12 protein-coding genes are annotated in these 14,684 nt (G+C 62.9%); 8 read left to right on the forward strand and 4 right to left on the reverse strand.

Going from position 1 to position 14,684, the window contains the following annotated elements; translation table 11 throughout:
- Positions 1–37: 37 nt before the first annotated feature.
- Both ABWI03_RS11500 and ABWI03_RS11505 read left to right on the forward strand, forming a co-directional pair.
- Entirely contained in the window at positions 38–1,516 is a 1,479-nt protein-coding gene (locus ABWI03_RS11500) for an adenylate/guanylate cyclase domain-containing protein (protein WP_003945952.1), read from the forward strand.
- Positions 1,517–1,525: 9 nt separating this feature from the next.
- Complete coding sequence (locus tag ABWI03_RS11505) at positions 1,526–2,632, forward strand: lysylphosphatidylglycerol synthase transmembrane domain-containing protein (protein ID WP_298779430.1); 1,107 nt, start codon at positions 1,526–1,528, stop codon at positions 2,630–2,632.
- Here the strand turns inward: ABWI03_RS11505 and ABWI03_RS11510 are convergent.
- Positions 2,629–3,309: a FadR/GntR family transcriptional regulator gene (locus ABWI03_RS11510; protein ID WP_007734477.1), complete on the reverse strand. Its 681-nt coding sequence runs from the start codon at positions 3,307–3,309 to the stop codon at positions 2,629–2,631. The genes ABWI03_RS11505 and ABWI03_RS11510 overlap by 4 nt on opposite strands.
- Positions 3,310–3,472: 163 nt before the next feature.
- Between ABWI03_RS11510 and ABWI03_RS11515 the strand changes: the two genes are divergently transcribed.
- The 4 genes from ABWI03_RS11515 to ABWI03_RS11530 all read left to right on the forward strand — a co-directional run bounded on the left by ABWI03_RS11515 (position 3,473) and on the right by ABWI03_RS11530 (position 7,808).
- Positions 3,473–5,209, forward strand: coding sequence for a 2-isopropylmalate synthase (locus tag ABWI03_RS11515; RefSeq protein WP_298779421.1), 1,737 nt, complete (start codon positions 3,473–3,475; stop codon positions 5,207–5,209).
- Positions 5,210–5,287: 78 nt separating this feature from the next.
- The gene (locus ABWI03_RS11520) at positions 5,288–5,836 is read left to right on the forward strand and encodes a YceI family protein (RefSeq protein WP_124568758.1); all 549 of its coding nucleotides are present in this window, start codon (positions 5,288–5,290) and stop codon (positions 5,834–5,836) included.
- Between the two features lie 64 nt (positions 5,837–5,900).
- Positions 5,901–6,278, forward strand: a complete 378-nt coding sequence (locus ABWI03_RS11525) for a DUF3054 domain-containing protein (protein WP_047889123.1) — start codon at positions 5,901–5,903, stop codon at positions 6,276–6,278.
- 57 nt (positions 6,279–6,335) lie between these two features.
- On the forward strand, positions 6,336–7,808 hold the full coding sequence (locus ABWI03_RS11530; protein WP_095971398.1) for a peptide MFS transporter: 1,473 nt from the start codon (positions 6,336–6,338) through the stop codon (positions 7,806–7,808).
- A 7-nt stretch (positions 7,809–7,815) separates the two neighbouring features.
- On the opposite strand, the gene ABWI03_RS11535 is transcribed toward ABWI03_RS11530, so the two are convergent.
- The 3 genes from ABWI03_RS11535 to ABWI03_RS11545 all read right to left on the reverse strand — a co-directional run bounded on the left by ABWI03_RS11535 (position 7,816) and on the right by ABWI03_RS11545 (position 12,128).
- On the reverse strand, positions 7,816–8,553 hold the full coding sequence (locus tag ABWI03_RS11535) for a sulfite exporter TauE/SafE family protein (RefSeq protein ID WP_298779412.1): 738 nt from the start codon (positions 8,551–8,553) through the stop codon (positions 7,816–7,818).
- A 30-nt stretch (positions 8,554–8,583) separates the two neighbouring features.
- Positions 8,584–10,263: an NTF2-like N-terminal transpeptidase domain-containing protein gene (locus ABWI03_RS11540; protein ID WP_166811602.1), complete on the reverse strand. Its 1,680-nt coding sequence runs from the start codon at positions 10,261–10,263 to the stop codon at positions 8,584–8,586.
- Between the two features lie 107 nt (positions 10,264–10,370).
- The gene (locus tag ABWI03_RS11545; protein WP_166811694.1) at positions 10,371–12,128 is read right to left on the reverse strand and encodes a penicillin-binding transpeptidase domain-containing protein; all 1,758 of its coding nucleotides are present in this window, start codon (positions 12,126–12,128) and stop codon (positions 10,371–10,373) included.
- 157 nt (positions 12,129–12,285) lie between these two features.
- Between ABWI03_RS11545 and abmR the strand changes: the two genes are divergently transcribed.
- Complete coding sequence (abmR, locus tag ABWI03_RS11550) at positions 12,286–12,840, forward strand: ATP-binding transcription factor AbmR (RefSeq protein ID WP_095971400.1); 555 nt, start codon at positions 12,286–12,288, stop codon at positions 12,838–12,840.
- Positions 12,841–13,059: 219 nt separating this feature from the next.
- Entirely contained in the window at positions 13,060–14,661 is a 1,602-nt protein-coding gene (locus ABWI03_RS11555; RefSeq protein WP_298779408.1) for an ABC-F family ATP-binding cassette domain-containing protein, read from the forward strand.
- Positions 14,662–14,684: the final 23 nt, after the last annotated feature.

Genomic DNA, 14,684 nt, shown 5'->3' on the forward strand with positions numbered 1-14,684 from the left:
AATAGCGGTGACCATCCGCAGCCGGTGGCCCCTCTATATGCTCTCCATGCTCGCAGCCAACCTGATCGGCGCGGTCCTGGTTTTTGCCTTCGTCCGGTACGGCGTGCCGATCCAGGAGTCCGACGCGATAGTCGCCGACCGGGTCCGCAACTTCGCGATCTTCGGCGTGTACCTGGCCTTCGCCGGTGCCGTCAGCCTCACCGCGGCAGCCATGATGTTGAAGTCGGTCATTCGCTGGCGGCTGCGCGGAGGTCCACCGACGAGGTCCGAACAGATGGCGGCACTTCACGCGCCGCTTCGCCAGGCCATCGTTCACCTGGTGCTGTGGATTCTGGGCGGCATCATCTTCGTGTTCCTGACCATCACCGAGATGCCCGGACTCGCGATCGCCGTGATCGTGACGGTCTGCATGGCCGCGACCACGACCTTCGGGTTCACCTACATGCTCGGGGAGCGCATCTTGCGTCCGGTCGCCGCCCAGGCGTTGAGCGAGGGCGAATTCGATCGGACCATGGCGCCGGGCGTCGGAACCCGGCTGGCGATGACCTGGGGACTCGGCACGCTGATGCCCGTCGCAGGCATCATCTTGCTGTGCTCGACGCAGCTCACGACCGATCTCGAGTTCTCCCCCGACTCGCTCGCGTGGGCGATCCTGCTCATCTCGATCATGGCGATCGTGCAGGCGTTTGCACTGTCGATGCTGACGGCTACCCAGATCTCCGATCCGATCCGCCAACTGCGACGCGCCATCGAGCGAGTGCAGCGCGGCGCCACCGACGTACGCGTCGAGGTGTTCGACGGCAGTGAGATCGGCCGGCTCCAGGTCGGCTTCAACCGCATGATGAAAGAGTCCGACGAGCGTCGTCTGCTGCGTGAGCTGTTCGGTCAGCACGTCGGCGAGGACGTGGCCCGGCGCGCGCTGAAGTTCGGTACCGAACTAGGCGGCGAAACTCGATTCGTGGCAGTTCTCTTCGTCGACATGGTCGGATCCACGGGCGCCGCTGCCGAGCGCCCGCCGGGTGAAGTGGTCGAGCTGCTCAACGAGTTCTTCCGTGTGGTCGTCGACGTCATCGATCGCCACCACGGTTTTGTCAACAAGTTCATGGGTGATGCGGCACTCGCAATTTTCGGTGCACCACTCGATCGACCCGACGCTCCGACGGCAGCTCTCGCGGCGGCTCGCGAGCTGCGGTTCAAGCTCAACGACATCACCGGCCTCGACGTCGGAATCGGCGTGAGCGCGGGGCTCGCGGTCGCCGGCAACATCGGTGCTGCCGAACGTTTCGAGTACACCGTGATCGGCGATCCGGTCAATGAAGCGTCGCGGCTCACCGAGCTCGCGAAGCTTCGGCCCAGCCGGGTGCTGGCGTCGACGAGCGCGCTGTATTTCGCCGACGAAGAGGAACAGGCCGAGTGGGAACTCGGCGAGCAAGTCCAACTGCGTGGACGCCGACGACTGACGCATCTGGCGTGGCCCGAAAAGTATCCAGAGGTCGATCCGGATCAAATTGGTTAGGGTGAGTCGATGGCTCAGCCTGGAAACACCCCACGGCGACTGAGACGACCACGCCCGCCCGTGGCCGAGACCAGTCGGGCCAGAGGGCGCTTCTGGTGGCTGAAGTGGCTGCTCGGGGTGGCGCTGATCGCTCTTCTGATAGTCGAAGGTGCAATTCTCTGGCCCAGGCTCAGTGAGGCCTGGCGGGTCCTGACGGAAATCCATTGGGGTTGGGTTGCCGCTTGCGTCGCGGCCCAACTCATTTCACTCAGCGGTTACGCGTCCGTCCAACAACGTCTACTCAATGCCGCTGGTGTGGTTGCCGGCCACCTCAAGAACCTCTCGGTCATCTATGCCAGCACGGCGATGGCGCTGACGTTGCCTGCGGGTCAGGTCTTCTCCACCGCGTTCACGTACAAGCAGACTCGAAAGTGGGGCGCTACACCGGTTGTCGCGTCCTGGCAGTTGGCAGTGTGCGGTGTCATCGCCGCCGCCACTCTGGCACTCCTCGGTGCCACCGGCGCAATAGCATTCGGTACCAAGGTCAGCCCCGTCACGCTCACGATCTCGATCATCGGCATGGCGCTTCTTTTTCTGGGGCTTCGATACATCGCCCAGAACCCCGGCAGTATCGAGCGAATCGGACACCGAGTCCTGGCCCGGTACAACCGAATTCGCAAAAATCCTATCGGCCACGGTATGCGCCGCTGGTCCGAGATCCTGAAGCAGTTGGACTCGGTCGAACTCAGCCGCACCGACTCGGTCATCGCATTCGGGTGGTCGGCCGTCCATCGCGTCGCCGATGTCGCTTGTCTGGGTTTCGCATGCTGGGCTGTTGGCGCGGAACCCTCCTTCGCGGGGCTCCTGATTGCTTTTACCGCCGCCAAAGCTGTCGGAAGCATTCCGCTGGTTCCCGGCGGGCTGGGCTACGTGGATACCGCGCTGGTCACCGCGCTGACGATCGCCGGGGCCAGTGGAGCGCAGGCAATTGCGGCATGGCTTGTTTATCGGGTGGTCAGCTTGATCATGGTCGCCGTCGTCGGTTGGATCGTCTTCTTCGTCACTTTCCGCGCGACGCACCACGAAGACCTCGAGATGGACCTCGAATTCGAACGCCGAGAACAGCCGGGCGTTTAGCGTCGCAACGCGGCCGCCATGTCGTCGAGATGTGCTCGGCTGATCCGTACCGCAGCCTCCGCGTCACCGGCTTCGATGGCGTCCACCAACATTCGATGCTCATCCGCGTCGGGCTGACTGTGGGGATGCAGGTCGAGAACCGCGATCAACTCGATCAACGCGGCCCGCAGACGCGGCACAAATGTCTCGAAGAGTTCCGACAGCACGGGATTGTGGGCCGCATCCACCACTGCCCGGTGGACGGCGATGTCGGCGTCGACGAAGGCCGCGTCACCAGAGTGCGCGGCAGCAGTTCTACCGTCGAGCGCCTGCCTCAGAGCCGCGACGTCCACGGCGTCGCGGCGCTGCGCAGCGAGCCGAGCCGCTTCGATCTCGACCGCGTTCCGCACCTCGACGACGTGAAGGATCGCCTCGGCTTCGAGCACGCGCGGCCACTGATCTGGAGGCGTCGTACTCCGCAGGAAGACACCGGCGCCCTGTCTCGATTCGAGCATGCCGAGGCCCGCGAGAGTCCGCACCGCTTCCCTGATGGTGGACCGCCCGATTCCCAGCTGCGCCGCCAGCGTGGTTTCACCTGGAAGTTTGGCGCCGACTTCCCATTCACCGCTCACGATCCGCGCTCGCAGCAACTCCGCGGCCTGGTCGGTGAGCAGCCGACGCTCGACGATCGGTGACACGTTAACTCCTCAGGTTGTCTGATAAGTGATTTCGTTCTAGTGTAGCCCGCATGGCTACAGGAGCACTCCTTCTCGACTGCCGCGGCGGGGCCTGACAGACCGGCACCCCTCCGCGGGGTTTCGCCATGCCGGTCTCTCTACTCGACCGCAGGAGAAACCGAAGATGAGAACTACCCGCGCCAACCACTGGAACAACCAGAAGCCGTCACCCATGCCGTCCGAGCGCTATCGCGCCGCGTGGGATCGCGTCGAAATTCCGGCATTCGAACGGACCTGGCCGTCCAATCGCACCACCGCGGCACCGCTGTGGGTACCCGTCGATCTGCGTGACGGCAACCAAGCCCTCGCGGAACCGATGGACCCCGAACGCAAGCGTCGGATGTTCGAACTGATGGTGGCGATCGGCTACAAGGAAATCGAGGTCGGCTACCCCTCCGCGAGCCAGACCGACTTCGATTTCGTGCGAGACCTGGTGCGATTCGATCTCGTTCCCGAAGACGTCACCATCGTCGTATTCACCGCCGCGCGTACGGATTTGATCGAGCGGACATACCAGTCGATCGAAGGACTGCCGAACGCGGTCGTCCACATGTACACGGCGACGGCGCCGACGTGGCGAAACGTCGTTCTCGGCAAGGAGCGAGAAGAGCTGCACGACATGATTTTCCGCGCCGCGCAAGACGTGGCCCGAGGAGGCGAAGGCCACGACGGATGGCGATTCGAGTTCTCGCCCGAGGTCTTCAACCTCACTGAACCCGATTACATCCTGCAGGTGTGCAACAGTCTCACCGAACTCTGGGACGCCAGTCCCGATCGCCCGGTCATCCACAACCTGCCTGCCACAGTCGAAATCGCGACCCCCAACATCTATGCCGATCAAATCGAATACATGCACCAGAATCTGGCTCGACGTGATTCGGTGATCCTCTCGGTCCACCCGCACAACGACCGCGGCACCGGGGTTGCGTGCGCCGAACTGGCAGTCTTGGCCGGTGCCCAACGCGTCGAGGGGTGCTTGTTCGGCAACGGCGAGCGCACGGGCAACGTCGACCTGGTCACACTGGGGCTGAATCTGCATGCACAGGGCGTCGATCCGGAGATCGACTTCTCCGACATCGACAAGATCCGTCGAACGGTGGAGTACTGCAACCGAATTCCCGTCCACGAGCGCCACCCGTACGGCGGCGATCTCGTATACACGGCATTTTCCGGAACCCACCAGGATGCGATCAAGAAGGGCTTCGCCCATCACTACGAGAGTGCGGAGGCTGCCGGCGTCGATCCGGGATCGGCGCCGTGGGCAGTCCCCTATCTGCCGATCGACCCCGCCGACGTCGGCCGTGACTACCAGGCGGTCATTCGCGTGAACAGCCAGTCGGGCAAGGGCGGAATCGCATATCTGCTGCAGACCGAATACGGGGTTGAACTTCCCCGCCGCCTGCAGATCGACTTCGCCTCACGGGTGCAGCTCGAGACCGACGACTCGGGCACCGAAATGACAGCCGACCAGCTGTGGAACCTGCTGCTGCGCGAGTACGGGTACAACGGAGGAGTGCGACGGTACTCGCTGGAGCACACCGCCGACGGTGATCAGTTGTTCGTCGCCATCGAACGCGACGGGCGCGAAGTCACCGCTGCAGCCAGCGCGTCCGGACCGGTCGAGGCATTGGGCAAAATCCTGACCGAACAGGGCTCGGCGGTCGAGGTCGTCTCGCTCACCCAGCATTCACTGCCCCGCAACCCGGAATCTTCCGGCAGTGCAAATTCGGCAGTCACCATCGCAGAGTGCGTGGTGAACGGCGAAGGACGCTGGGGCATTGCGGTGCATCAGTCGGTGACAGCGTCGGCGCTTCACGCGGTCTATGCCGCAAGCACACCGAATGTGATGCAGCTCACATGATCTTGCGGAAGGATTTCTCGGGGTCCATAGTTGAAGCTACAAGAACTTGAACATTCAACTACTTATTCAGGAGCTTCCATGACCACCGCAACCTTGCCCACATTGACCGCCGGAACCTGGGTCATCGACACCGTCCACTCCACCGTCGGATTCTCGGTTCGCCACCTCATGGTTTCCAAGGTTCGTGGAACGTTCGACGAGTTCTCGGGAACGATCACCGTTGCCGAAGACGGAACCCCCGCCGTCGAGGCCGAGATCTCCGTGGACTCCATCAACACCAAGAACGAGCAGCGCGACGGCCACATCAAGTCCGCTGACTTCTTCGACGTCGAGAAGTTCCCGAAGGCCACCTTCAAGTCCACCGCAGTGCGCGCCAAGGGCAGCGACTTCGTCCTCGCCGGCGACTTCACGCTCCACGGCGTCACCCGCGAGGTCGAGCTGAACCTCGAGTTCAACGGCGTCAACCCGGGCATGGGCCAGGGCCCCGTCGCCGGATTCGAAGCCACCACCGTCATCAACCGCAAGGACTTCGACATCTCCATCGAGATGCCCCTCGAAGGCGGCGGAGCAGTTGTCGGCGACAAGATCACGATCACCCTCGAGATCGAAGCCGGCCTCCAGGCATAACAGCACTGTGCGCCTTTATTAACCGCCCGCGGTTAATAAAGGCGCACAGTCGTATGGTGTGAGCGTGAAGAAGTACGCACCATTCCTGCTGATCGACGCCATTCTTGTCATAATCTTCTGCGCGATAGGGCGCCGTACCCACGAAGAAGCCAACGCGCTCGCCGGTCTGGCGAAGACATCCTGGCCCTTCCTGACCGGCCTGGTGATCGGATGGGCTGCCACGTTCGCGCTGTACCGCGACAAGTTCAACGCCGTTCTCCTTCTTCCCACCGGCATTGTCGTTTGGCTCGGCGCCGTCGTCATCGGCATGATCCTGCGAGTGTTGAGTGGCCAGGGCACCCAGTTCAGCTTCATCGTCGTCGCGACGCTGGTCCTCGGCGCGTTCCTTCTCGGTTGGCGCGCACTCGCTCCGCTGGTATCGAAAATCCGCACCAAGTCGTAACCAAACTCCACGGCTCGGAACTACCCGAAATACCCGAGCACGTAGGACACTTTTCGGATGAGCAACACTACGGAGCCCGTCGAACGTAGCGAGAAAGAAGACCGGGGGTTCTTCGGCCAACCCTTTGCGCTGGCGAACCTGTTCGGCGTCGAGATGTGGGAGAGATTCTCCTTCTACGGGATGCAAGGCATCCTCATCTACTACCTGTACTACAGCGTCAGCGACGGCGGCCTCGGCATCAGTCAGGCGGCAGCGACCAGCATCGTCGGCGCGTACGGCGGCACCGTCTATCTGTCGACGATTCTCGGCGCGTGGGTGGCCGACCGACTTCTCGGCTCCGAGCGCACGCTCTTCTACAGTGCTTCGCTGGTGATGGCCGGCCACATCGCCTTGTCGGTTCTTCCCGGCCTGTGGGGTGTCGGCGTCGGCCTGGTCATGGTCGCCTTCGGCAGCGGCGGCCTGAAGGCCAATGCGACCTCTCTGGTCGGAGATCTCTATTCCGAACAGGATGTTCGCCGCGACGCCGGATTCTCCATCTTCTACATGGGCATCAACATCGGCGGTCTTGTCGGCCCACTGCTCACCGGAGCCGTCCAGGACGCCTGGGGATTCCACGCCGGTTTTGCTCTCGCCGCGGTCGGCATGGCTCTCGGCCTGATCCAGTACACGCTGGGCCGCAAGCATCTTCACGGAATCGGTGCCGAGCCCGGCAACCCGTTGCCCGCAGACAAGCGCGCGCTCTACATCGGGATCGGCATTGCCGCGATCGTCGTCGTCGCGGTCGCCTCGATCACCGGTTTGATCACGGCCGACAACATGTCCGACGTCGTTGTCGGACTCACGATCGTCGCGTCCGTCGGTTACTTCCTCCTCATGCTCACCAGCAAGAAGGTGACCAAGGTCGAACGCAGTCGAGTCTTTGCGTTCATCCCGATGTTCATTGCGAGCGCGGCCTTCTGGTCGCTGTTTCAGCAGCAGTTCACCACCGTGCCGGTGATCTCCGACAAACTCCTGGACCGCAATCTCTTCGGTTGGGACTTCCCCCCGACGTGGGTGCAGTCGATCAACCCGGTGTTCATCATCATCTTTGCCGGCGTGTTTGCAGCGATGTGGACAAAACTCGGTGACCGTCAGCCGTCGTCGCCGATCAAGTTCGCGCTCGGTACCGGCACCATGGGTCTGGCGTTCCTGGCGTTCATCCCGATCACCGGTGGCGGACCGAACAGTGCACCGCTCCTCGGCCTTGCCGGCGTGCTTCTGCTCTTCACCTTCGCGGAACTCTTCCTGTCCCCCGTCGGCCTTTCCCTTGCAACCAAACTCGCGCCCGAGCATTTCCACACTCAGATGGTGGCGTTGTTCTTCTTGTCCGTTGCGTTGGGTTCTTCGATGGCGGGAACCTTGGCCGGTTACTTCGACATCGACGACAGTCGCCCGTTCTTCCTGATCATCGGTTTCTCGTCGATCGGAATCGGAGTGATCCTTGCTCTTGCCTCGCCGTGGATCAAGAAGCTGATGCAGGGCGTGAAGTAAGACGGTCTCACTTCACCCACAACCACAGAGCCAACACGAATCCCGCTGTCGCTACTGCCACACGCAGTACCGATGGCGGGATTTTCTTGACGACGGGCGGGCCACACCACCCTCCGGCCAAAGCGCCGAGTGCCATCGCCAACGCGGCCACCCAATGCACCTGTCCGGAGAAGGCGAAGATGAGTGCAGCCACAAGATTGGCGATGCCGAGAAAGAAGCTCTTCAGGATCGTTGCACGCCACACCGTTTCGGAAGTGAGGATGAGCGTCGCGGCCAGGAAGATGACGCCGGCACCGGCACCGAAATAGCCTCCGTAGACCGCGACGGCAAACAGTGCTGCCGAGTAGATTCCGGGACGGTCACCGCCGCCGGACAACTCACGAATCTTCGGTTGCAGTAGCAGCGCGAGCGAGGCGAACACGACCATCGCCGGCACAACGGATTCGAACGAACCTTCCGGTGCCAACCACAGAATCAGGGCACCGAGGATGCCACCGGCAGCCGAATAGAGAGACCAGCGAACAAGTTTCGGACCGGTATCGGCAACTTCACGGGACGAGTTCGCCAATGCGCCGACGCCGACGGCCACCAACGCGACGGTATTGGTCATGTTCGCGCTGACCGGCGAGAGCCCGACGCTCAGCAGCGCCGGGTACGAGACGATCGACGCAAGACCGGTGACAAAACCGACTAGACCGCTGAAGAATCCCGCTACGACGAGGAAAAGGAAATCGAGCAGGTTCACGAACCAGGAATCTACTCGCGGTGCTTGGTACTACTTGTCGGCAGGCTTGCCGAGTTCCTGGAAGAGCTTGTCCGTCATCTGCATTGCTCGATCACCGCCGTCGGCGTCTGCGACGAACACTGCAAACGCGAAGTCTCCGCGCGCTCCGTAGAACCAGCGATCGTCACCGCTCGCTGCGCCGGCCGCCATCATGTCCGGGTACCCAGCCAGTCCGCCGGCGCCTCGCATGGCGTCACGCAGACGATTGTTCACGTCGCCGGGCAATGCCGTCGGCGCGACGTCGGCGGTTGCCGGTTGTCCGAAGACCATCATCGGCAGCGGGGCACTGCCGCGGGCGATCGATGCCGCGAGCATCGCCATTCCGAACGGAGTCACTGTCGGCGCGCTCGCGTCGTTGGACGTCTTGTTGGCCATGACGTTGTTCATCGCCTGGTCCACGCCGGGACGGTTCGCGGCAAGCACTGCTGTCTGCTGTTCGAGTCCCTGAATGTGGAAGCCGTTGCCGAGTCCGAGCTGCTGCCCGGTGTCGGCCAACTGCTCGGCTGACACGCTGCCGGGGTCGACGCCGTTCTGCATCGACGATGCGAGACGGACCAGATCGAGTGCGCCGCCGGCCGGGCGTAACCCGGTGAAGGCGATCGGGCCCTGTTCGATGGCCTGATTGTTCTGTGCTGCAGCCAGAATGGCACCGTCCGACGGGCGGATCGCCACGATGGCCGCGGGAGTACCTGCACTGACGACAGCTTCGATCGCGGCGAGTTGAGCGTGCGAGTCGAGAGTCGCGGCGACATCGGGGCCGGGAGGACCCTGGAAGCCGGCTTGCTTGATCGGGAATCCGTTGGGCTCGACCAGGTTGACCGCCCAGCCGGCGGTGGCGTCGCGATTGGCCTGCCACACGGTCCGCAGCGGGTCCAGCAACGGCGAGTTGATGCGACGGTCGGAGGCGATCAGCTTGGGTGTCTTGACCACGACGACGCCGGGGATCGCAAAATCGCTTTCCAGGTAGGCGTAGTCGGGATCGCGGAGCAGTACGGCGGTGACGGGCTTGCCTGGGTTGGCGGCGAGGTCGGCCAACATCGACTCCGAAGTGACCAACGGTGCGACAGGTTCGAGCACCGTGGCGAGGCGACGAGTGGTGTCCACGGGGTCCGGCATGGTGGCCGGGTCGAGAGTGATCGCGTTGATGGTCTGCTCGTTCATGAGCAGGGTGCCGGTGCTGTCGACGACCTTCGGCGGCGCTGCGTCCGTGCGGGTGTACGAGACGGTGCGACCGTTGCCGAGGTCGGGAACGAGGACCGACGGGTCCCAGGACACACGCCAGCCGACCGACAGATCGCGAACCTCACCCTGCGACTGGTAGCTCCAGTCCTTGCCTTCACCGAAGTTCCAGGACGCGTCGAGAGTGAAGAGTCCGGAGTCGCTACCCAGGTCCATGACCTGAGCGACGTCGAAGTCGGTGGACTTGGCGGCAAGTCCGTCGAACATCTGCTGGATCGACGGCCGCGCGGCGTTGGGGTACGACGTGAGCGCTGCGGCAGCTTCGGCGTCGTGGTTGTTGAGGGCGGTGACGAAGTCCTCCACCACCGAGGCGGCGTCGGATTTCTTCTCCCCACCGATGACACACGACGCGAGCGCCACTGTCAGAACGACAGCAGTTATCGACGCAACGACATATTTTCCACGACGGTTGTGCTGTCCTCCGGGCCCCATGCATGTAACTCTTTACTTCTGTCACACGAGTAACAAGCACGGGATGCCTACGAACGTGTCACGGTTGAGCTACGACGGTGTGATCCAACTGCAACGGAAAACAGGTTTCAGCGCAGAAAAGTACCCGCTACCTGCACTGCAGGCGAAGAACTGTCCGCACCCGCGATGAATACCGCAAATGCGAGATCTCCCTTGATTCCGACAAACCACCCGTGTGCTGGACCACCTTCGGTTTCGGCCGTACCGGTCTTGCCCAGAAGCCCCGGAATGTCCTGCAACGACGTTGCCGTACCTCCTGTGACGGTCTCGCGCATCATCACCCGCAACTGTTCGGTCACCTCCGCGGGAGCAGGGGCCACCGTCTGATCCGCGACACCGGCCTGTCCCTTGACCAACATCGGCGCGGGTGTCGTTCCGTTCGCGATCGAGGCCGCCACCAGAGCCATCCCGAAAGGCGTGGCGGTCACGGTGCCCTGTCCGATCGCACTCTCGACACGTTCGGCGGGCGTGTTCGCGTCAGGGACGTTGCCCGTCACCGTCGTGAGGCCGGGGGTGACGTAGTCGACGCCGAGCCCGAACTGCAGCGCCGCTTTGTGCAGAGCATCGGCGGGCAGACCGACGGCCATCCTGGCCATGGTGGTGTTGCACGACTTCGCGAACGCGGTGTGCAGCGGAACCGATCCGAGGTCGAACTCGTCGTCATTGGGGATCTGACGGCCCTCGATGTTCTCGGTACCCGGGCACGCCAGAACGGTGTCCGGTGTAGCGACGCCGGCTTGCAGGGCCGCGGACGTCGTCACGGTCTTGAACGTCGAACCCGGCGGGTACAGGCCGGTCAACGCGATCGGGCCCTGTGCGTCGGCGGGGGCGTTCTGGGCCACCGCCAACACCGCTCCGGTCGACGGCTGCAGCGCAACGATCGCCGCCTGTTGCGTAACCCCGGCGAGCGCGTTCTCGGCCGCGAGTTGCAGCGGTCGGTCGATGGTTGTCGCGATGTTCGGAGCAACCGGCCCGTCTTGGCCGGCGACGGTGGTGACGGTTCCGTTCTGCTTCACCTGCTGCACCGCCCAGCCTGCGGACTTGTCCTGCCCCTCCTGCCACAGATCGGACAACCCACTGAATGTCGGCGACGCCAAAGTCTTGTCCACCGAGAGCAACCGAGCCTGCGGCGCCAAGCTCACTCCAGGAATCGCCGCCAACCGCTCCTCGATCGGTGCAAGATCCTCGGCACGCAAAGTGATTGCGGTGACCGGCTTCCCGCTTGCCGACGCAAGATCGCCGCTCAGTGATGCCGCCGTGATCGTCGGAGCGACAGGCGAGAGCAGGGCCGCCACCGCTGCCGTGTCCACCGGTGGAACCGCAGCGGAATCGAGATTGACCAGCGTCACCACCTGCTGCTCCATGATCGGCTGGCCCGCCGCGTCCAGCACCGACGGCGGAGCACCTGTCGTGGGTGTGTAGCGCAGCGTCGTCGAGGAGGTCAGGTCCGGGGCGAGCAGCGCCGGATCCCACTGGATCAGCCAGTTGTCGCCGCTTTTCGACGCGTTTCCCTGCGTCGAGTAGTTCCAGTCCTGCCCCTCACCGAACTTCCACGCCGCGTCGAGCGTGAACGTCCCCGCGGAATCGCCGGACTCGGCGGCGTCGGAAACGGTGAATGTTCCCTCGTCCTTGCCCAGCCCCTCGATCAGAGCCGAAATCGCAGTCGACGCCGCCGCCGGATCGGTGGTCAGGGCTGCTGCCGCCTGCACGTCATCCGATGTGAGTGCGGAGGCGAACTCCTCTGCCACTGATTTCGGCTGGTCAGGGCCAGAACTGCAGGAAACTACCGATCCTGCGGCCAATGCCCCCAGAGCCACGGCAGCCATGGGACGACGGAAAGTTCGGAAGCTCTGACGAGCATGTGGAAGGCGCACGACTCCGATCATGCCCGAATTTGTGGCGCCGGTTCGACTATCGGTGTAATCATGTAATCAGTGCAATAAACGCACATCAGGGCTCCACCAGCTTTCCGAGGAGAACGCCATGAAGAACTCACAAGGCTCCGGCGACCGCAGGTTCGGCCGACCCGGAGGTTGGCAACAGGCATCGGTTCCCGACGCGAGTGATGCGTCCGACTGGTTTGCCGGTCGACTTCCAGATGACTGGTTCACCGGCAGCGCCGACGTCCAGGTCGACCGCGAAGAAATCGTCGTGATCGGTGAACTCCCCGCAGTCGACGGTGGCGAGGCCGCCGCGGACGGAAGGATCTCACGCTTTCGCGAAACCACGCGCGCCGATCGGATGCGCATAGCGGACGAGGCCGAGGCTCGCTACGGACGCAAGGTCGCCTGGGGCGTACGCCTGGACGAAAAGACCGTCCTGTTCACACATCTCGCAGTTCCGGTGATGACACGACTACGTCAGCCCGAACGCAAGGTTCTCGACACCTTGGTGGACGCGGGAGTTGCTCGCTCGCGAGCAGATGCACTCATGTGGACAGTCCGGTTGGCGGGCAAGCACAGCGAACAGTGGCTCACCGAGCTACGAGAAGCGATGTCGAAGGTCGACGATCTGAGATCCGAGGGTCCGAAAATCTGAAGGCCCGAAGAATCTGAGCACCGAACACCGACGAGACCGACAGCACAGAATAATTCGATTGCGCGGGATCGTTCGAGTGCTCTAACCTGAAACACGAATCATTCCCGACAGAACAGGAAACGGGCCGTTGCTCCTCTAGAGGTTCATTACGCGAAGGCACTCGCACCCATCAGCAGTTGCTGAGCCGGGCGCACAGTCCAAGCACCCTCTGGAGTACTCATGACCCAATCCCATTCTTCTCTGTCGCTCTCGGATCTCACTTTCACCTGGCCGGACGGCGAATCAGTCTTTTCCCGCACCAACTTTGTATTCCCCAGTGGCCGTGTCGGTCTCGTGGGACTCAATGGATCGGGAAAATCGACTCTGCTGCGATTGATCGCAGGAGAGCTCTCACCGGAATCCGGATCCGTGACCGCTTCCGGCGAGGTCGGCTACCTCCGTCAGGACATCACACTCGATCCGAGTGTTCGGGTGGATGACATCCTCGGTATCCACGAACTACGAAACGCATTGCACCGCATCGAAACCGGTGACGGATCCGAGTCCGATTTTGCACTCGTGGACAACAACTGGGATATCGAGGAGAGCGCTCTCTCCACCTTGCATCGACTCGGCCTCGCGAAGGTAGTTCCGGATACGGCGGCACTGAGCCGAACCGTCGGCACCCTCTCCGGCGGAGAGACCGTCCTACTCGGCCTGACCGCAACGCTGCTGAAGAATCCGCAGGTGCTGCTCCTCGACGAGCCGACCAACAACCTGGACCGCGACGCTCGATCACGAGTTCATGCTGCAGTCCAACAGTTTCCGGGAACCGTACTGATCGTCAGTCACGACCGGGAACTGCTCGACACCGCGGAGTACACGGTCGAACTACGTCGGGGGGATCTACGCGTGTTCGGCGGCAACTACTCGCACTACCAGGAGGTCGTGACCGCTGAGCAGGAAAACGCACTCGCCACCGTTCGCGACGCCAAGGCCGATCTGGCGAAGCAGAGCCGCGAGCTGATCGACGCTCGAACAAAACTGGACCGACGTAAGCGCTATGGGCAGAAGATGTTCGAGAACAAGCGGGTGCCACTGATTATCGCGCAGGAACGAAAACGCCAAGCCCAAGTTTCGGCCGGAAAGCTGGCCCTCAACCATATCGGGAAGGTGGACGAGGCCAAGTCTGCCCTGTCGGAGGCAGAGGAACTCCTTCGAGACGATCGCGAGATCCGCCTGGACCTTCCTGCTACAGAGGTTCATCCGGGGCAGCAGGTTGCGCGGCTCGACGAGGTGACGTTGCGGAGCGGCCAAGTGGTATCGCTCCAGATCACCGGGCCGGAGCGGATTGCGATACTGGGACGCAACGGAATCGGCAAGACGACGTTGCTCGATGCACTCGCTGCGTCGACTCCGTTCGTAGCCTCTCGTGCGCTCCCCCAACGTCTCGACGTGTTCGACGAGGATCTCTCGGTGGCGGACAACGTCGCATTGGCTGCGCCACACGCAACGGCCGAGGAAATTCGTGGGCAGTTGGCACGGTTCCTTTTCCGGGGAACGGATTCCGACGTCTTGGCATCGGCGCTCTCCGGCGGTGAACGATTGCGCGCCGCGTTGGCGACGATCCTTCTGGCCGAACCCGCGCCTCAGCTGCTTCTTCTCGACGAGCCGACCAACAATCTGGACCTACCGAGTCTCGCCCATCTCACGCAGGCACTTTCCGATTTCCGCGGCGCCATGGTGGTGGTGAGTCACGATCTGCCGTTCCTGCGCGACATCGGCATAACGCGGTGGATCAGCATGGACGAGAATGGTATTCAGGACGTCGATCCCGAGTAGGCCGACGGTTGACGCTAGCGGCG

This window comes from Rhodococcus baikonurensis, assembly GCF_040489275.1.
Classification (GTDB): Bacteria; Actinomycetota; Actinomycetes; order Mycobacteriales; family Mycobacteriaceae; genus Rhodococcus_F; species Rhodococcus_F baikonurensis.

Coding starts and splice junctions, on each gene's coding strand:
- ABWI03_RS11500 (WP_003945952.1), top strand. CDS start 38: ATGCTCTCCATGCTCGCAGCCAACCTGATCGGCGCGGTCCTGGTTTTT.
- ABWI03_RS11530 (WP_095971398.1), top strand. CDS start 6,336: ATGAGCAACACTACGGAGCCCGTCGAACGTAGCGAGAAAGAAGACCGG.
- ABWI03_RS11505 (WP_298779430.1), top strand. CDS start 1,526: ATGGCTCAGCCTGGAAACACCCCACGGCGACTGAGACGACCACGCCCG.
- ABWI03_RS11540 (WP_166811602.1), bottom strand. CDS start 10,263: ATGGGGCCCGGAGGACAGCACAACCGTCGTGGAAAATATGTCGTTGCG.
- abmR (WP_095971400.1), top strand. CDS start 12,286: ATGAAGAACTCACAAGGCTCCGGCGACCGCAGGTTCGGCCGACCCGGA.
- ABWI03_RS11520 (WP_124568758.1), top strand. CDS start 5,288: ATGACCACCGCAACCTTGCCCACATTGACCGCCGGAACCTGGGTCATC.
- ABWI03_RS11515 (WP_298779421.1), top strand. CDS start 3,473: ATGAGAACTACCCGCGCCAACCACTGGAACAACCAGAAGCCGTCACCC.
- ABWI03_RS11545 (WP_166811694.1), bottom strand. CDS start 12,128: ATGGCTGCCGTGGCTCTGGGGGCATTGGCCGCAGGATCGGTAGTTTCC.
- ABWI03_RS11555 (WP_298779408.1), top strand. CDS start 13,060: ATGACCCAATCCCATTCTTCTCTGTCGCTCTCGGATCTCACTTTCACC.